The following is a 15,041-nucleotide window of genomic DNA, read 5'->3' as shown; positions in this document are numbered from 1 at the left end:
CCTGCTCGCCTTCCATTAATGTTTGGTAGATAATATCACACGAATAGTATGTGCAGGAGCCAATCATGGGAACCGTCGCCAGCCTGGATATTGATGCGCAGAAGGGCTTTACCCCTCTCTGCCCGAACGAACTGCCCGTCGCGGGCGGTGATGATATTGTGGCCGCGCTCAACGCTCAGGCCACCCTCGCCACGCTGCGGATCGGCAGCAAGGACGCTCACCCGGCCAATGCCGACTGGGCCGTCAGTGACCCCGCTGGCATGTTGCTGCCGCTAGACCTGCCCAACGCCGACCTCACTTGGCCGGTGCACTGCGTGCCGGGCAGCAAGGGCTTCGAACTGCTCGACGGCCTGCCTGCCCCCATCGACTATGACTTCTTCGTCTGGAAGGGGGTCGAGCCGGATCTGCATCCCTACGGCACCTGCTTCCACGACCTGGCCGAACGGCGCAGCACCGGACTCATCGAATTTCTGCAAGCCCGCAAGGTCGATACCGTGCTGGTCGGCGGCCTCGCCACCGACTACTGTGTCAAAACCAGCGTGCTGCAACTGCGCCGCGCCGGTTTCCGGGTGATCGTCCATCTCGATGCCTGCCGTGGCATCGCTCCCGCGACGGTTGCCAGCGCCCACACCCAGATGATCGAGGCTGGCGCCGAACTGGCTCAGACCCTGATCGATGTACAACGCCTGCTGGACGCCTGATATGCCCCCTATCCTCACCAGCCTGCTCGATACCGGCGCCTGCAATCTACCTATGCGACTGGCGTTCGCCCGCCTGCGGGGAGTCTGATATGCCACCCATACTAACCAGCCTGCTCGACACCGATGCCTACAAGCTGCATATGCAGCAGGCGGTGTTCCATCGCTATCCGGATGCCGAGGTGGTGGCAGAATTCCACAGCCGCAATGAAGAGGATCTGCTGCCCATGATGGGGCAGATCGAGGAGCAACTGCGCCTCGCTGGCTCCCTGCGACTGACCAAACCCGAGCTCGATTTTCTCGCCGAACGTCCCTTCTTCACCCCTGACTACCTCGACCACCTCCGTCGCAAGCCGCTCGATGCCTCCCTGCTCAAGGTGTTCGAGCAGGATGGCCGCATCAATGTGCGGGTCGAAGGGGCCTGGCAGGATGTGATCCTGTGGGAGATCCCGGTGCTCGCCATCATCAGCGAGATGCGCAACCGCTTCCGCTATCCCCAGTTTGGCGTCAGCCATGCGCTGGATCGACTCGACCAGAAGCTCGACAAGCTGGAGCGGGAACTGAGTCCCGAAGAGATGAGCGAGTTCAACCTCATCGATTTTGGCACCCGCCGCCGCTTCTCCCATGGGGTGCAAGATGCGGTGGTAGGCCGCCTCAAGGAGCGGCTGCCAGCGTTTCGCGGCACCAGCAACTACCTGCTGGCCCAGAAGTACCAGTTATCCGCCGTGGGCACCCAGGCCCACGAGTGGTTCCAGGCCCACCAGCAGCTCGGTTTTCCGCTCGAACACAGCCAACGCGCCGCCCTCACCAGCTGGCTGGAAGAGTTCACCGACCATCTCGGCATCGCCCTGACCGACTGCATCACCATGGATGCCTTCCTGCGTGATTTCGATTTCGAGCTGGCCAGCCGCTATCAGGGGCTACGCCACGACTCCGGCGATCCCGTGGTGTGGGGTGAGAAGGCCATCAGCCACTACCAGCGCCTCGGTATCGACCCCACCGACAAGACCCTGGTCTTCTCCGATGGGCTCAATCTCGACAAAGCAGTACAGCTGCTGCGTCACTTCCGCGGCCGCATCAATACCAGTTTCGGTATCGGCACCAAGCTCACCTGCGACCTGCCCGGTGTCAGCCCGATGAACATCGTCTTCAAGCTGATGGAGTGCAACGGCGGCCCGGTTGCCAAGATCTCCGACAGCCCGGGCAAGACCCTCTGTCGGGATGCGGAGTTTATTCGCAACCTCAAGCAGGCGTTCCACGTCGGGGTCTGATCTTCCAGGCTGCCAGAAAACAAAAAGCCCGCCGGTTCACACCGGCGGGCTTTTTTATCGACTCAAGGGGTATCAGTCTTTCTTGGTCAGCAGGAACTGCACCAATTTGTTGAACTGCTCTTGAGAGGTGATGGATTCAATCTTCACCATGTACTTGCCGTTGACCAAAAACGCAGGCACACCACGGATGTTGTAGCTCTGCATGTTGCGATCGAACTGGGAGACCATGCCGGAAACCGCGAAGCTGTCGACGGCACCGTCAAACTCCTCGGCCGGAACACCGTTGTCGACAAAAATTTTCTTCACATCGTCACGGCTGGTCGGATACTGGCGCTGTTGCATCTTGCTAAAGATGGCGGGAGTGACCTTGCTCTCTGCATTGAGCAAAGTGGCAACCGCGTAGGCACGCTGCATCTCTGGCCCCATCTCGCCACCCATGAAGTTCACCGGGTTCTTCTTGAGGGGCACATCTTTTGGCAAGCCAGCCTGCAGTTGCTCAACGATCGGTTCAAACGTCGCGCAATGCGGGCAGAAGTAAGAGAAAAACTCCATCACTTCTGGCTTGGCAGAGGCAGTCTGCTTGACCACATCGTAGTTGACGCCTTCCTTGAATTCGGGGGCGGCGTGAACCATGGGGACCATCAGCATGGCTGCGAGGAAAAATAAAACTTTTTTCATGATGTTTCCTGTTAAGGGATCACTGTGAGGCACGCCCGGCGAACCGAAGCAGTGCCAAGCCTATTGTTTCGCCATGCTGACGTCAATGGTCAGGGCCGGAGATCGAGTCACACTTGCCACGCAAGATCCCTTCAATTTCACCAGTTTGGCATCAGGCTCAACGGTGGCGCCTTCAGTGCCTCCAGCTGATCGTGCCGCAGGTGGGGCGATCTGCTGGCCACCGGATAAGTTACCACCCCGGCATAAGGGTCAACGGCGGTGCCTTCAATGCATCGAGCTGATCATGCAACGTGGCGATCTGCTGGCGCCAGTAGTGATCGGTGTTGAACCAGGGAAAGTGACGGGGAAACGCAGGGTCTTCCCAGCGTCGCGCCAGCCATGCCATGTAGTGGACGATCCGCATCGCCCGCAGCGGCTCAATCAGCGCCAGCTCGCGCGAATCAAACTCCATGAACTCCTCGTAGCCCGCCAGCAGGGTATCGAGCTGGATCTGCTGCTCGTGACACTCGCCGCTCAGCATCATCCAGAGATCCTGAATGGCAGGGCCGGTGCGGCAGTCATCGAGATCGACAAACATGGGGCCGTCGCGCCACAGAATGTTGCCCGGATGACAGTCACCATGCAGCGAGATCTGCGCCACATCCAGGGTCATGGCATCGCAAACGTGCTTGATCAGCTCGTCGAGTACCCCGAAGAATTGCTTCGCCAGCCCGCTTGGCAGCCATTCGCCGGACGCCAACAGCTGACGCGGTTCGTGCAGCATGCTCTCCACATCGAGCCGCACTCGATGGTGAAACGGCTTGCTGGCACCAATCTGATGGATGCGGCCAAGATAGCGCCCGACCCACTCCAGCTGCTCGAGGTTATCCACCTCAAACTGGCGGCCACCGACGCTCTGCCAGATGGCGAACGGATAGCCCTGATGCTCCAGCAGGGTTTCGCCCGCGAAGGCGATCGGGGCGGCCACCGGGATCTCCGCATCACAAAGCCGGGCAGCATACTCATGCTCTTCGAGGATCTGGGCCCGGCTCCAGCGACCGGGACGGTAGAACTTCACCACATAGCGGCGACGCTCCTCATCCTGAAACTGGTAGACCCGGTTCTCATAGCTGTTGAGTTCGATGAGACCGGAGTCGAGCCGCAGACCGCTGAGGTCGAGCGCGTCCATGATGAGGTCGGGTGTGAGATCGGAATAGTTGAAACGCATGTCATCCACCATAAGAAAGGGGCGCCGTTGCGCCCCATTCTATCACTACTACCCGCTATTACCCTGCTCGCTGGTGACCGGACTTATGTAACTCCGGCGCCGAGGGCAGTCCACGGCAACCGGCGGACATTACAAGCGGCTGATAAACTTGCTGCCCTGACGCAGGTTGCCCTTGCTGTCATCAGGCGCCGCCCCTTCCCGTTTCAGCACAAACTTGATGTCCAGCGTCGGCCGCTTCAGGTTGTAGGGGTCAACCGCCAGACTGACCGGCAGGGTGTAGATCTCGCCCGCCTTGAGGGTCACTTCACGGGGCCCGAACCACTGATACTCGGGCAAGCCCTCCACATCCAGCTGGTAGGTCTGGGGTTGCAGGGTCTTGTTGAGGATCTTGAGGGTGTAGGTGTTCTCGATCAGCCCCTCGCTGTTTTCACGGAACAACTGGTTGCGATCCCGCAGGATATCGAGCCCCATCGGCATGATGGACATGGCGTTATAAACAAATACCCCCAGCATCACCGCCATCACCAGCCCGTAGCCAATCAGCTTGGGCCGCGCCACATGGGTGGAGTCGTTGGCCAGCTTGTGCTCAGTGGTGTAGCTGATGAGCCCTTTCGGATAACCCATCCGCTCCATGGTCTGGTCGCAGGCATCGACGCAGGCGCCGCAGTTGATGCACTCGTACTGCAGACCATCGCGGATATCGATGCCGGTCGGACAGACCTGCACACAGAGGTCGCAGTCGATGCAATCCCCCAACCCCAGCGCCTTGGGATCCGCCTTGCGGGAGCGGGCGCCACGTGTTTCGCCACGCTTGCTGTCGTAGCCGACGATGAAGGTGTCTTTGTCGAACATGGCGGACTGGAAACGGGCATAAGGGCACATGTGGATGCACATGATGGCGCGCATCCAGCCCGCATTGCCGTAGGTGATCACTGTGAAGAAGAGCACCCAGAACAGTACCCAGCCACCCGCCTGCAGGGTGAAGAAATCGGGCACCAGTTCAGTCACATCCTGGAAGTAGGCGACGAAGGTGAGACCGGTTACCAGCGAGATGAGCAGCCAGGCCAGATGCTTGGCCCCCTTGCGGGCCAGCTTCTCTGCCGACCAGGGACCGGCATCCAGCTTGCGTCGTTTGTTGGCCGCCCCCTCCAGCTTCTCTTCAAACCAGATGAAGGTGAAGGTCCATACCGTCTGCGGGCAGAGATAGCCGCACCAGACCCGGCCGAGAAAGGTGGTGACAAAGAACAGGGCAAAAGCGGCAATCATGAAGATCCAGGCCAGCAGGGTCAGATCCTGCGGCCAGATGGTGGCACCAAAAATATGGAACTGCTGATGGCCAAGATCGAACAGCACCGCCTGACGGCCGTCATAACGCAGCCAGGGCAGCAGCACAAAGAGGGCGACGAAAAACCAGCCCATGGCCTTGCGCACCCGCTGCCATGTTCCGGTCTGGGCCCGCACATAGATACGGTTGCCGGGGTTGAACCTGTCGTCGCTGGCTTTGAACGTGTTGGGATTGTAGGTCCCGGTTACGCCCTTGTCGGTAACGTCCTTGATATCGATTTTGTCGTGGTCGGCCATTGCAAGACATCGCTCCCTTATTTGTTATGGAGCGGATTATATCTTAAACAGCATGCTAATTGTGTGGATTAGATGTATCTAATATTGGCGTTTGATCGCAATTTTTAGCAACAAAAAAGCGCACCACCCCGGGGTGGTGCGCTTCCAACAAAGGTTCACTTGATTCCGCGAGCCTTGAGCAGTGCCTCTTTGAAATCGGGCACATGATCCTTGGCCAGACCGGGGATCATCGCCTGCTTGTCGGATTCCCGCATCTTGAGGTGATAGATCAGCATGTCGTCGGTCAGCTCGGACAGAGGACCTTCAAATCCCGCTTCGTTGGCCAGTTTGGCTACAAACTGCACCAGGCTGAGATCCTGTTCCTTGATCCAGGCAGGCTGCAACAACTCCAGCAGCTCTTCGATACGATGACATTGCATAGACAACCTCTTTAATCTGTCACGTTAAACTCAGGCAACCTTACCCATCAAGGCTACTTCGATTCGATCCCGCCCATTATGCTTGGCCTGATAGAGGGCCGCATCCGCTTTCTGGATCAAATCGGCGATTTTCATGCTGTTATCCGGTATCAGTGTGGCAACACCAAAACTACATGTGACCCGACCGGAGACCAGCGACTTCTGATGAGGAATATCAAGCTCCTTGAGGGCTTGCCGCACATGATCCGCCACCTGCAACGCCCCCTGCATGCCGGTACAGGGCAGCAGCAGCGCGAACTCCTCGCCCCCGTAACGGGCCGCCAGATCATCCTCCCGCCGCTCCACCTCGGCCAGCAAGGCGGCCACCTGTTGCAGACAGTCATCTCCCGCTTGATGACCATAATGGTCATTGAACTGCTTGAAGTAATCCACATCCACCAGCACCAGTGACAGGGGCACCTTGGCCCGATGGCAGCGACGCCAGGTCAGCTCCAGACAGTCATCAAGATGGGCGCGATTAGCGATACCGGTCAAGCCATCGAGACGAGAGGTGAGGCGCAGATGCTCGGAGACCACCTTCAGCTCGGCCACCAGTTCGGCGTTGGAAAAACGGTGATGGAGCGAGGCGATCTGATCCCGCCGCATCCGCCGCAACAGGGTTGGCAGAAAGACGAACAGATAACCCGCCAGCATGCAGGAGACGATCCGCTCCTGCTCGTTGCCATTGCCCAGCTCGAACAGCATCGCCATGCCCAGCGGCAACACGTCGCCATAGAGGGTGCGACGGCTACCAAACAGCATGATGGCGCTGCCGGTGAGAATGAGGCTGGAGAGCATCATCATGGCGGCCCGGTAGGTATCGGGCAGCGCATTCATGTAGAGCAGCACCCCGAGGGCCCAGGCGATGGAGGTGATGGTGGCGCCGATAAACAGCTCGCGTTCCAGCACCGGCAACGGTATCTGTTGCAGGCGGGATTGCCGCCAGCGCAAGTGCCAGCCCCGACAGAGCAGCAGCAACAGCACCCCGGCCAACCAGCCCAGCGCCTCGCTGGCGGGCAGATAGTCGTGAAACAGCAGACTCCAACCAAATGCCAACACGCCCAAACAGGGGAGACTGAAGGATGCGTGGGTATAGAGCTGGGCCATGATGGCCTGCTTAACCTGGTGTGTCACACTCTGGGTCAACTGAGTACTCCTGTACAAGAGCCGAGCAGTCTACCACTCCCCCCTGACCAGCAACAATAAAGCGCCGTTTATTAAGAATTTAATCAATCATCGGCGTTTTCTCCGACGCTGGCCAGTGAGTCCTTGCTCACCCCCGCTCCAGCTCGTCGAGGATCGGGCACTCGGGATTTTCGTCACCGTGGCAGCAACAGACCAACCCTTCCAGCGAGCTGAGCATCGCCTGCAGACCGCTGATACGGGCCCGCAGATCGACGATCTTCTCCTGTGCCAGCTTCTTCACCTGGGCACTGGTGCGATGCTCGTTGCGATAGAGCGCCAGCAGCTCCTGACACTCCTCCAGATTAAAGCCGGTCTCCCGCGCCCGCTTGACGAAGCGCAACTCCCGCAGCGAACCCTCGGTATAGCTGCGATAGCCGTTGTCGCTGCGCACTGGCGCCTTGATGAGACCGATACTCTCGTAGTAGCGGATGGTCTTGGCGGTCAGCCCCGTGGCCTTGGCAACCTTGCTGATGTTCATTTATGCCTCCTTACTGATCTGGTTGGATGCTGGCCCGTGCGCCGCCTTGGGCTGCCAGCGTTTCAATAACAGGGAATTGCTCAATACAGTGATGCTGCTCAGGGCCATGGCGGCCCCCGCCAGCTCGGGGCTGAGATAGCCCAGCGCCGCCAACGGAATGCCGATGATATTGAACACGAAGGCCCAGAACAGATTCTGCTGGATGGTGCGCCAGGTGGCCGCCGAGATGTCGATGGCATCGGCCACCAGCCGCGGGTCAGATCGCATGAGCGTGATGGAGGCGGTCTCCATCGCCACATCGGAGCCGGAGCCCATGGCGATGCCCACGTCTGCTGCCGCCAGCGCCGGGGCATCGTTCACCCCATCCCCCACCATGGCTACCAGCCCGCGGGTTTGCACTCGCAGCGCCTCGACTTTTTCAACCTTACCGGCTGGCAGCACCGAGTCAAACGCTCCGTCCAACCCCAGCTGGGCGGCGATGTGCGCCACCGGCGCTGGCGCATCGCCGCTCACCAGCCAGCTGGCGATGCCGCGCTGGCGCAGGGTGGCGATGGCTTCCGCACTCTCGGGGCGCAAGGTGTCGGCCAGTGCCGCAATGCCAGCCACCACGCCGTCGATGGCGACCCAGACCCGCGTTGCGCCGTCGGTGGGCTGTTCATCCTGTCGCGGCGCTGCAATGCCGAGCTGGGCCAGCAGGGAGCTATTACCGATGGCGACCCTGTGGCCCGCCACCTGACCGACAATACCGGCACCGACCCGCACCTCTACCGTCTCCGGCTGGGGTAGCGTCAGCCCTTTGCCGACCGCCTCGCGCATCGCCAGCGCCAGCGGGTGTTCGCTCGCCTGCTGCAGGGCGGCGGCGAGGTGCAGCTGCTCGGCAGTGCCGCTCCAGCTCGCCAGCAGCGGCCGACCCTGAGTCAGGGTGCCGGTCTTGTCGAAGATCAGCGCCTTGATGGCGTGGGCCTTCTGCAGAGTATCGACATCCTTGATCAGAATGCCGTGACGGGCCGCCACCCCGGTGCCGGTGACGATGGCAGCGGGGGTCGCCAACCCGAGGGCGCAGGGACAGGCAATCACCAGTACCGCCACCGCCGCCAGCAGCGCCTGACCGAAATCATTGCTGATGGCGTACCACACCAGCAGGGTAAACAGGGCGATGGCCATCACCACCGGCACAAAGACAGCGGAAACCTTGTCCACCAGCTGTTGCAGCGGTGCCTTGCCCATCTGGGCGCTCTCCACCAACGCGATGATCTTGCTGAGGCTGGACTCCTCCCCCACCGTAGTGGCTTCGATCTCCAGCACACCGGAGCGGTTGATGGCGCCGCCCAGCACCTTGTCGCCCGCACTGCGCGGCACCGGCAGGCTCTCGCCGGTGAGGATCGACTCGTCCAGCTCGCTGGCGCCGCTCACTATCCTGCCATCCACCGGCACCCGCTCCCCCACCAGCACCCGCAGCCGATCGCCGCGTAGCACCTCGTCGATGGCCACGCTCTGCCAGCTCTCGCCATGCCAGACGGTGGCAGTTTCCGGCCGCAGCGCCATCAGCTCGCGAATGGCTGACTGGGTGCTGCGTCTGGCCCGCGCTTCCAGCAGTTTTCCCAACGAAATCAGGGTAATGATGATGGCGCTCGCCTCGAAATAGAGCTTGCCGCTGGCGGCCATCCCCAGCGTCAGCAGCAGATAGAGGCTGTAGAAGTAGGCAGCGCTGGTGCCGGTGGCCACCAGCACATCCATATTGGCCGCGCGGTTCTTGAGGGCAAGCCAGGCGCCGCGATAGAAGCGGGCCCCGATCCAGAACTGCACCGGGGTGGCGAGCAGCAGCTCCAGCCAGGCGGGCAGATGCCAGGGGAACAGCCCGGCCATGGCCAGCATCCCCACCAGCAGCGGCAGAGTCAGCAGGGCCGAGACGATGACCCGGGTTTGCGCCTGACCGGCGCTGGCGGCATCCTGCGCTTCCCGCTCCAGCAACTGCTGGCGGCGGCCGCTGGCCGAACCCTGTGCCAGCTGGGCGCCAAAGCCGAGCGCCTCGATCTGCTCGCGTAATGCGGCCGGGGTCTGCATACCGGGCACCAGCACGATACGGGCCTGCTCGATGGAAAAGTTGACCTCGGCAGAGATCACGCCGGGCAGCGCTGCCAGCATCTTGTTCAGTCGCGCCGAACAACCTGCGCAGGTCATGCCGCGGATCTGGAAAGACAGTGTTTCGCGGCCGTAGTCGTAACCCTGACTCTTGATGCTGTCGAGCACCACAGGCAGACGGTCGGGGCTGGTCAGCTCGATGGCCGCCTGCTCCAGCGCGAAGTTGACGGTCGCCGCGACCCCGTCGAGTTTGTTGAGGTTGGCCGCGATGCGGCTGGCGCAGTTGGCGCAGCTCATGCCGCTGAGCGGCAATTGCAGATGAATGAGGTGTTGCTGTTGAGTCGTCATGCTGTTCCTCCCCGGAACCCGTCGGCACCAAAAAACGCCGACCGGCAAACCCTAACCTTTACCTTAAGGGCAAGCTCAAGCAGTTCACAGCCGCTTTTTAAGAATGTGTGGGAAAAACGCGGATAAAAAATGGCGCCACCCTCGGCGAGAGTGGCGCCATCCTGTTTCACTTCATTTCGCTTCGGGGCTTATCAGATACCGTACTGGGCGCGGTAAGCCTGCATGGCGGTCAGCTGTGCTGCCAGCTCCGGCTGTTCGGCCTGCTTCTCCTCCAGATAGGCGATGAGATCGCTCATCTGGATGATGGCGATGATGTGGGCGCCGTAGTCACGCTCCACTTCCTGAATGGCGGAGAGCTCGCCCTTGCCCTTCTCCTGACGGTCCAGCGCGATCAGCACGCCCGCCAGCGAGGCGCCGTTGGCCTGGATCAGATCCATGGATTCGCGAATGGCGGTGCCAGCGGTGATGACGTCGTCCACCAGCATGATGCGACCCTTGAGCGGGCTGCCCACCAGATTGCCGCCCTCACCGTGATCCTTGGCCTCCTTGCGGTTGAAGCACCAGGGCACATCCACATCGTGTTGCTCCACCAGCTGCACGGCGGTGGCGGAGGCGATGGGGATACCCTTGTAGGCCGGGCCAAACAGCACATCGAACTCGATGCCGGCATCCATCAGGGCAGCGGCATAGAAGCGGCCGAGGCGGGCCAGATCGCGGCCGCTGTTGAACAGACCGGCGTTGAAGAAGTAGGGGCTTTTACGACCGGATTTCAGGGTGAATTCACCGAATTTGAGGACCTGTTTCTCCAGGGCGAACTCGATAAATTGACGCTGGTAGGCTTTCATTCTGGCTCCTTGCTTGGCTTGTCGTTTACTTGTGTGGGGGTATAAAAAAACGCGGCCAATGCCGCGTTTTTAAAATCAGGAGAGTGACTGCTTCTGCAGCGCAATGATCTCGGCAATGCCGCCCTTGGCGAGCCCCAGCATCGCCAGCAGCTCCTCATGGGTGAAGGGCTCGGCCTCCGCGGTGCCCTGCACCTCGATGATCCGACCATCTTCGGTCATCACCACGTTCATGTCGGTCTCGGCGGCGGAGTCTTCGATGTACTCCAGATCACAGATGGCTTCGCCCTGATACATACCGACAGAAACGGCGGCGATCATCTGCTTGAGCGGGCTCTGCTTCAGTTTGCCCTGTGCCACCATCCAGTTCAGTGCATCCACCAGCGCCACACAGGCACCGGTAATAGCTGCAGTACGAGTGCCACCATCTGCTTGCAGCACGTCACAGTCCACAGTGATGGAGTGCTCGCCCAGCGCAGTCAGGTCTACCGCTGCACGCAGGGAGCGGGCGATCAGTCGGGAGATCTCCAGAGTACGGCCGCTCTGCTTGCCAGAAGCCGCTTCGCGGTTCATCCGGGAGTGAGTGGAGCGCGGCAGCATGCCGTATTCGGCAGTGATCCAACCCTGACCCTTGCCTTTCAGGAAGCGCGGAACGCTGGTGTCGACGCTGGCGGTGCAGAGCACGCGAGTGTTACCGAACTCCACCAGCACTGAGCCTTCTGCATGTTTGGTGAAATTGCGGGTAATGGTAACCGGGCGAAGTTGCGCGGCACTGCGATCGCTTGGACGTGACATGGAATGGACCTCTGGGCTGGCTCAAATTGGCGAAGGAGTATAAGTCATTAGGCCCCAAATATCAGCCGCTAAAACCACGGCATCGGCTGACGAGCAGGGCCGGGCTGAGTATACTGGCCGCACACTTCATCAAGCCCGGAACAATCAATGATTCACAGCATGACCGCCTACGCCCGCAAGGAATTCAAGGGCGACTGGGGCACAGCCGTTTGGGAAATTCGTTCGGTAAACCAGCGCTATCTGGAAACCTACATTCGCCTGCCGGAGCAACTGCGCAGCCTGGAGCCGGTACTGCGTGAGCGTTTCCGCGCCAAGCTGCAGCGCGGCAAGGTGGAGTGCAACCTGCGTTTCGAAGCCGCACAAGCCGCAGCCAGCCAGCTGCACATCAATGAAGATCTGGCCAAACTGATCATCGACAGCGCCAACTGGGTAATGAAAGAAGCAGGCCAGGGCCAGCTCAACCCGGTCGACGTGCTGCGCTGGCCGGGTGTCATGGCCGCCGCCGAACAGGATATGGACGCGGTCGCCACCGAGCTGCTCGGCGGGTTCGATCAGACCATGGAAGATTTCCTCGCCTCCCGCGCCAGCGAAGGTGCCAACCTCAAGAACCTGATCCAGCAGCGTCTGGATGGCATTCAGGTGGAAGTGAAGAAGGTGCGCGTCCACCTGCCGCAGATCATCGAGTGGCAGCGCCAGAAGCTCACCGACCGTCTGGCCGAAGCCAAGGTGGAGCTGGATCCGGCCCGCATCGAGCAGGAGATCGTGATGCTGGCCCAGAAGATCGACGTAGCCGAAGAGCTGGATCGTCTGGAGATGCACATCAGCGAGACCATCAAGATCATGAAGAAAGGTGGCGCCTGTGGCCGTCGTCTCGACTTCATGATGCAAGAGTTCAACCGCGAGTCGAACACCTTGGGCTCCAAGTCCATCAACGCCGAAGTGACCCAATCCGCCGTCGAGCTGAAGGTCCTGATCGAGCAAATGCGGGAACAAATTCAAAACATCGAATAATTTTTTCACCCGCCCAAGCAGCTCTTGAAAGCCCCGTATTACCTTGTGAATAGCAGGGTAGATACAGGGCTTTTTCATTTTACCGGCCACATAGATGTGGCAGATGTCGGTGACAACCGACATGCCGCGCCTGCTTGTTTTGTTCGACGATGATGGCTCCCAGCTCGCCGCCAGGGGTCATGTTGAGGCGAACACCATGGCGGCAGGGAACATCACGCAACAACTCAGGCTCATGTTGCGTAACCGGATACCCGCCTACAGGAGATCTTTCAGCCGGGTTAACAGCGCTTTACGGCTGTTATTCGCCACCACAAATCGCTTAAAGCGCTGGGCAAACGCGGGGCTATCGCCTTTGCACTGATAGGCTTCGCATAACTGATGCACATAGCGTGATGCCGCATCGTAGCCACTGGCGCAGGTGCGATCCGCTTGTTCTTGTGCTTGCTGCCAAGTGTGTTCGCGCTGATGGTAGATATCCGTCAATGCTTTCTCTTTTTCCGCTTTTTCAATCGCCATTTTCTTTGCGAGCGCGTCGGCTTGCGCTTGCTGTAATTGGCGTTGCGCTTGTGCAACGTAAGGAGTGATCACGTCGGGAGTTAACCAATAGTGATAGGCTGGGTCTTGGTTGGCCGATTCTTTTCGCGTCATCGCCAAGGCTTGATGACGGGTTAACTGGCCTTGTTCAAACAGCGTGCTTAATAGCGTCCGTTTCTCCGCGTCAATAAGCTGATGGAACCAGCCGTCAAATTGCAACTCGGCCTGTTTGGCTGGGTGACTGGGTTGTGCCTTCAGCACCATCGCCAGTGCGTTAACCCAAGCTAAGGGAATATCATAAAGGGTGACAAACGCCTGCAGCTCCTCACTGAGGTGCTCAAAATCGAAATGAATTAAAGGTACCCCATCAACTTCTTCATTAAATTCGCACGCTTTCAGCCACATAAAATAGATAAGACGCCAATCACCCTGAATTAAGGCACTGCGCAAAGCGGCTAAATGTTGGAAAAAGTGGTCAGCCTGTTCATCGTCAAAATATTCGCCATACTCTTCGATGGAAAAAGTCAGCAATTGCCATTCATCGCTTTCATCTACATGAAGGCCATCGAGCGAAAAGCCAAGTAACGCATCGGGGATCGTGCCGGCAGGCAGCTTGATATAAGCATAAATAGAGCCCCAATTGGCATAGTAAAAACCGATGTCGAAATATTTCAACATCAGCTCAGCAGGCTCAGCCTTCAAGTCACTGTAGGTGTAATAGACCTGAAAAGCGGTCGCGGTAATCTCGGCTCGACTTGAAATGGCTCTGAGTGCTTGGCGGGCGTGAGGGGCTAACTGCCCGTCGACACGCTCAAATTTGTAGTATTGATATTCGCTCACGATGACCTTGCTATCGGTTAAGGGTGAATTGAAAGGTTTGCTGCAACAAAGGCTGGATATGAACCCTTCTGGCGACCGGTTCAGCGTTGATATAACGCCTCGGCTCAACCGTCACAAATCCCCAGTATTGTAAAAATCGTTCAATAAACCGTGATTCGATGATCATGGATAAGGTTTGTTCCGGTGAAAAGTAATGGTCGGTAGGGATGGTCAAGAGCAGATCGGGGAACGCCGTCATCACCTCTTGCACCAACTCGGCAGCACTGTGGTGGTGTTGCAGGCGCCACAGCATAAACACCCAAAATATACGCACATCGACATCGAATGGATGTTGGTCAAAATACGCCCAGTTATATTGGCTGACGGCAGCCGCTAGCATAGGTTTAAAAAAGGGCTGTATCCCTGCCGCCTGATACTGCTTTTGCGCTGCTTTTTTCACATGATAGCGACCGCTACGGCGATAAATAATCCCACTGAGTTCGGCTAACACTCTGGTGTAGTGCAGGGCATTGAATTTGTCTTCGTTATTGCCCGCAAACTCACAGATACCGAGGTCAGATATGCATTGCGCCACGGCAAACTCCGGCAATAACGCACAGGCCTGTTTGACTAATTTGGTCGGCAAGTTGCCTTTGCTGGTGGCGTTGAATGACCCCTCTTGCGCCATGGCCTCATCAAGCATGAGGCCTAGATAGCGCATCACCGGGCTGGCAGAAAGATTGTCTGGGGTGCTGATGGTGAGCCACTGTAATTGATCGAACGGTGCATAAAGCCAATTGGCCATTTGGCTTGGCGTCACCCCACAAAAATCGGGATGCGGTTGATGATTACGATCCGCCATTTTGTGCTGTAACGCCACATTGAGATCGGCCAGGCTCAAATGTGGGTTCATGGCCAACATGGCGGCGACCTCATCCTGCACGTCGGCATGCAGCTTGCCCTCGCGGGTCATACAACAACGTTTAAATTTTTTACCGCTACCACAGGGGCAAGGATCGTTACGACTGAGTTTCATCATCAATGCCTCTTATCA

The 15,041-nt window shown here is 58.9% G+C and carries 14 protein-coding genes; 3 read left to right on the top strand and 11 right to left on the bottom strand.

Annotated features, from left to right (window positions below; genetic code table 11):
• Positions 1–65 precede the first annotated feature (65 nt).
• Together CF137_RS13780 and pncB are read left to right on the top strand one after the other, a co-directional pair.
• Positions 66–701, top strand: coding sequence for a nicotinamidase (locus CF137_RS13780; protein ID WP_139692116.1), 636 nt, complete (start codon positions 66–68; stop codon positions 699–701).
• Positions 702–790: 89 nt separating this feature from the next.
• Positions 791–1,969, top strand: a complete 1,179-nt coding sequence (gene pncB, locus CF137_RS13775) for a nicotinate phosphoribosyltransferase (RefSeq protein WP_101319564.1) — start codon at positions 791–793, stop codon at positions 1,967–1,969.
• 72 nt (positions 1,970–2,041) lie between these two features.
• Here pncB and CF137_RS13770 read toward each other — a convergent pair whose 3' ends face one another.
• From CF137_RS13770 to rph, 9 genes are all read right to left on the bottom strand, one after another.
• Positions 2,042–2,647 (bottom strand): thiol:disulfide interchange protein DsbA/DsbL, encoded by a 606-nt coding sequence (locus tag CF137_RS13770; RefSeq protein WP_042018045.1) that lies wholly within the window; start codon positions 2,645–2,647, stop codon positions 2,042–2,044.
• A gap of 229 nt (positions 2,648–2,876) precedes the next feature.
• Positions 2,877–3,866, bottom strand: coding sequence for a serine/threonine protein kinase (locus tag CF137_RS13765; RefSeq protein ID WP_139719699.1), 990 nt, complete (start codon positions 3,864–3,866; stop codon positions 2,877–2,879).
• A 117-nt stretch (positions 3,867–3,983) separates the two neighbouring features.
• Complete coding sequence (gene ccoG / locus CF137_RS13760; protein ID WP_139719696.1) at positions 3,984–5,435, bottom strand: cytochrome c oxidase accessory protein CcoG; 1,452 nt, start codon at positions 5,433–5,435, stop codon at positions 3,984–3,986.
• A 155-nt stretch (positions 5,436–5,590) separates the two neighbouring features.
• The gene (locus tag CF137_RS13755; RefSeq protein WP_033135400.1) at positions 5,591–5,854 is read right to left on the bottom strand and encodes a YihD family protein; all 264 of its coding nucleotides are present in this window, start codon (positions 5,852–5,854) and stop codon (positions 5,591–5,593) included.
• A gap of 30 nt (positions 5,855–5,884) precedes the next feature.
• The gene (locus CF137_RS13750; protein ID WP_162515940.1) at positions 5,885–7,039 is read right to left on the bottom strand and encodes a GGDEF domain-containing protein; all 1,155 of its coding nucleotides are present in this window, start codon (positions 7,037–7,039) and stop codon (positions 5,885–5,887) included.
• Positions 7,040–7,166: 127 nt separating this feature from the next.
• Positions 7,167–7,556 carry a Cu(I)-responsive transcriptional regulator gene (gene cueR / locus CF137_RS13745; RefSeq protein WP_101319570.1) on the bottom strand — a complete coding sequence of 130 codons (390 nt, stop codon included), beginning with the start codon at positions 7,554–7,556 and terminating at the stop codon, positions 7,167–7,169.
• The gene (locus tag CF137_RS13740) at positions 7,557–9,986 is read right to left on the bottom strand and encodes a heavy metal translocating P-type ATPase (RefSeq protein WP_139719693.1); all 2,430 of its coding nucleotides are present in this window, start codon (positions 9,984–9,986) and stop codon (positions 7,557–7,559) included.
• 191 nt (positions 9,987–10,177) lie between these two features.
• Positions 10,178–10,831 carry an orotate phosphoribosyltransferase gene (gene pyrE, locus CF137_RS13735; protein WP_139719691.1) on the bottom strand — a complete coding sequence of 218 codons (654 nt, stop codon included), beginning with the start codon at positions 10,829–10,831 and terminating at the stop codon, positions 10,178–10,180.
• Positions 10,832–10,906: 75 nt separating this feature from the next.
• Entirely contained in the window at positions 10,907–11,623 is a 717-nt protein-coding gene (gene rph, locus CF137_RS13730; protein ID WP_139719689.1) for a ribonuclease PH, read from the bottom strand.
• Between the two features lie 147 nt (positions 11,624–11,770).
• On the opposite strand from rph, the gene CF137_RS13725 reads away from it, so the two are divergent.
• Positions 11,771–12,634 carry a YicC/YloC family endoribonuclease gene (locus tag CF137_RS13725; protein ID WP_042018053.1) on the top strand — a complete coding sequence of 288 codons (864 nt, stop codon included), beginning with the start codon at positions 11,771–11,773 and terminating at the stop codon, positions 12,632–12,634.
• Between the two features lie 255 nt (positions 12,635–12,889).
• Here the strand turns inward: CF137_RS13725 and CF137_RS13720 are convergent, their stop codons facing one another.
• Positions 12,890–14,008, bottom strand: a complete 1,119-nt coding sequence (locus tag CF137_RS13720; protein ID WP_139719687.1) for a hypothetical protein — start codon at positions 14,006–14,008, stop codon at positions 12,890–12,892.
• Positions 14,009–14,018: 10 nt separating this feature from the next.
• Positions 14,019–15,026 (bottom strand): YecA family protein, encoded by a 1,008-nt coding sequence (locus tag CF137_RS13715; RefSeq protein WP_204787373.1) that lies wholly within the window; start codon positions 15,024–15,026, stop codon positions 14,019–14,021.
• Between the last annotated feature and the right edge of the window lie 15 nt (positions 15,027–15,041).

The sequence above is a fragment of the Aeromonas sobria genome (assembly GCF_006243315.1).
Lineage (GTDB): Bacteria > Pseudomonadota > Gammaproteobacteria > Enterobacterales > Aeromonadaceae > Aeromonas > Aeromonas sobria_A.
This window is presented reverse-complemented; position numbering and strand designations above follow the sequence as displayed.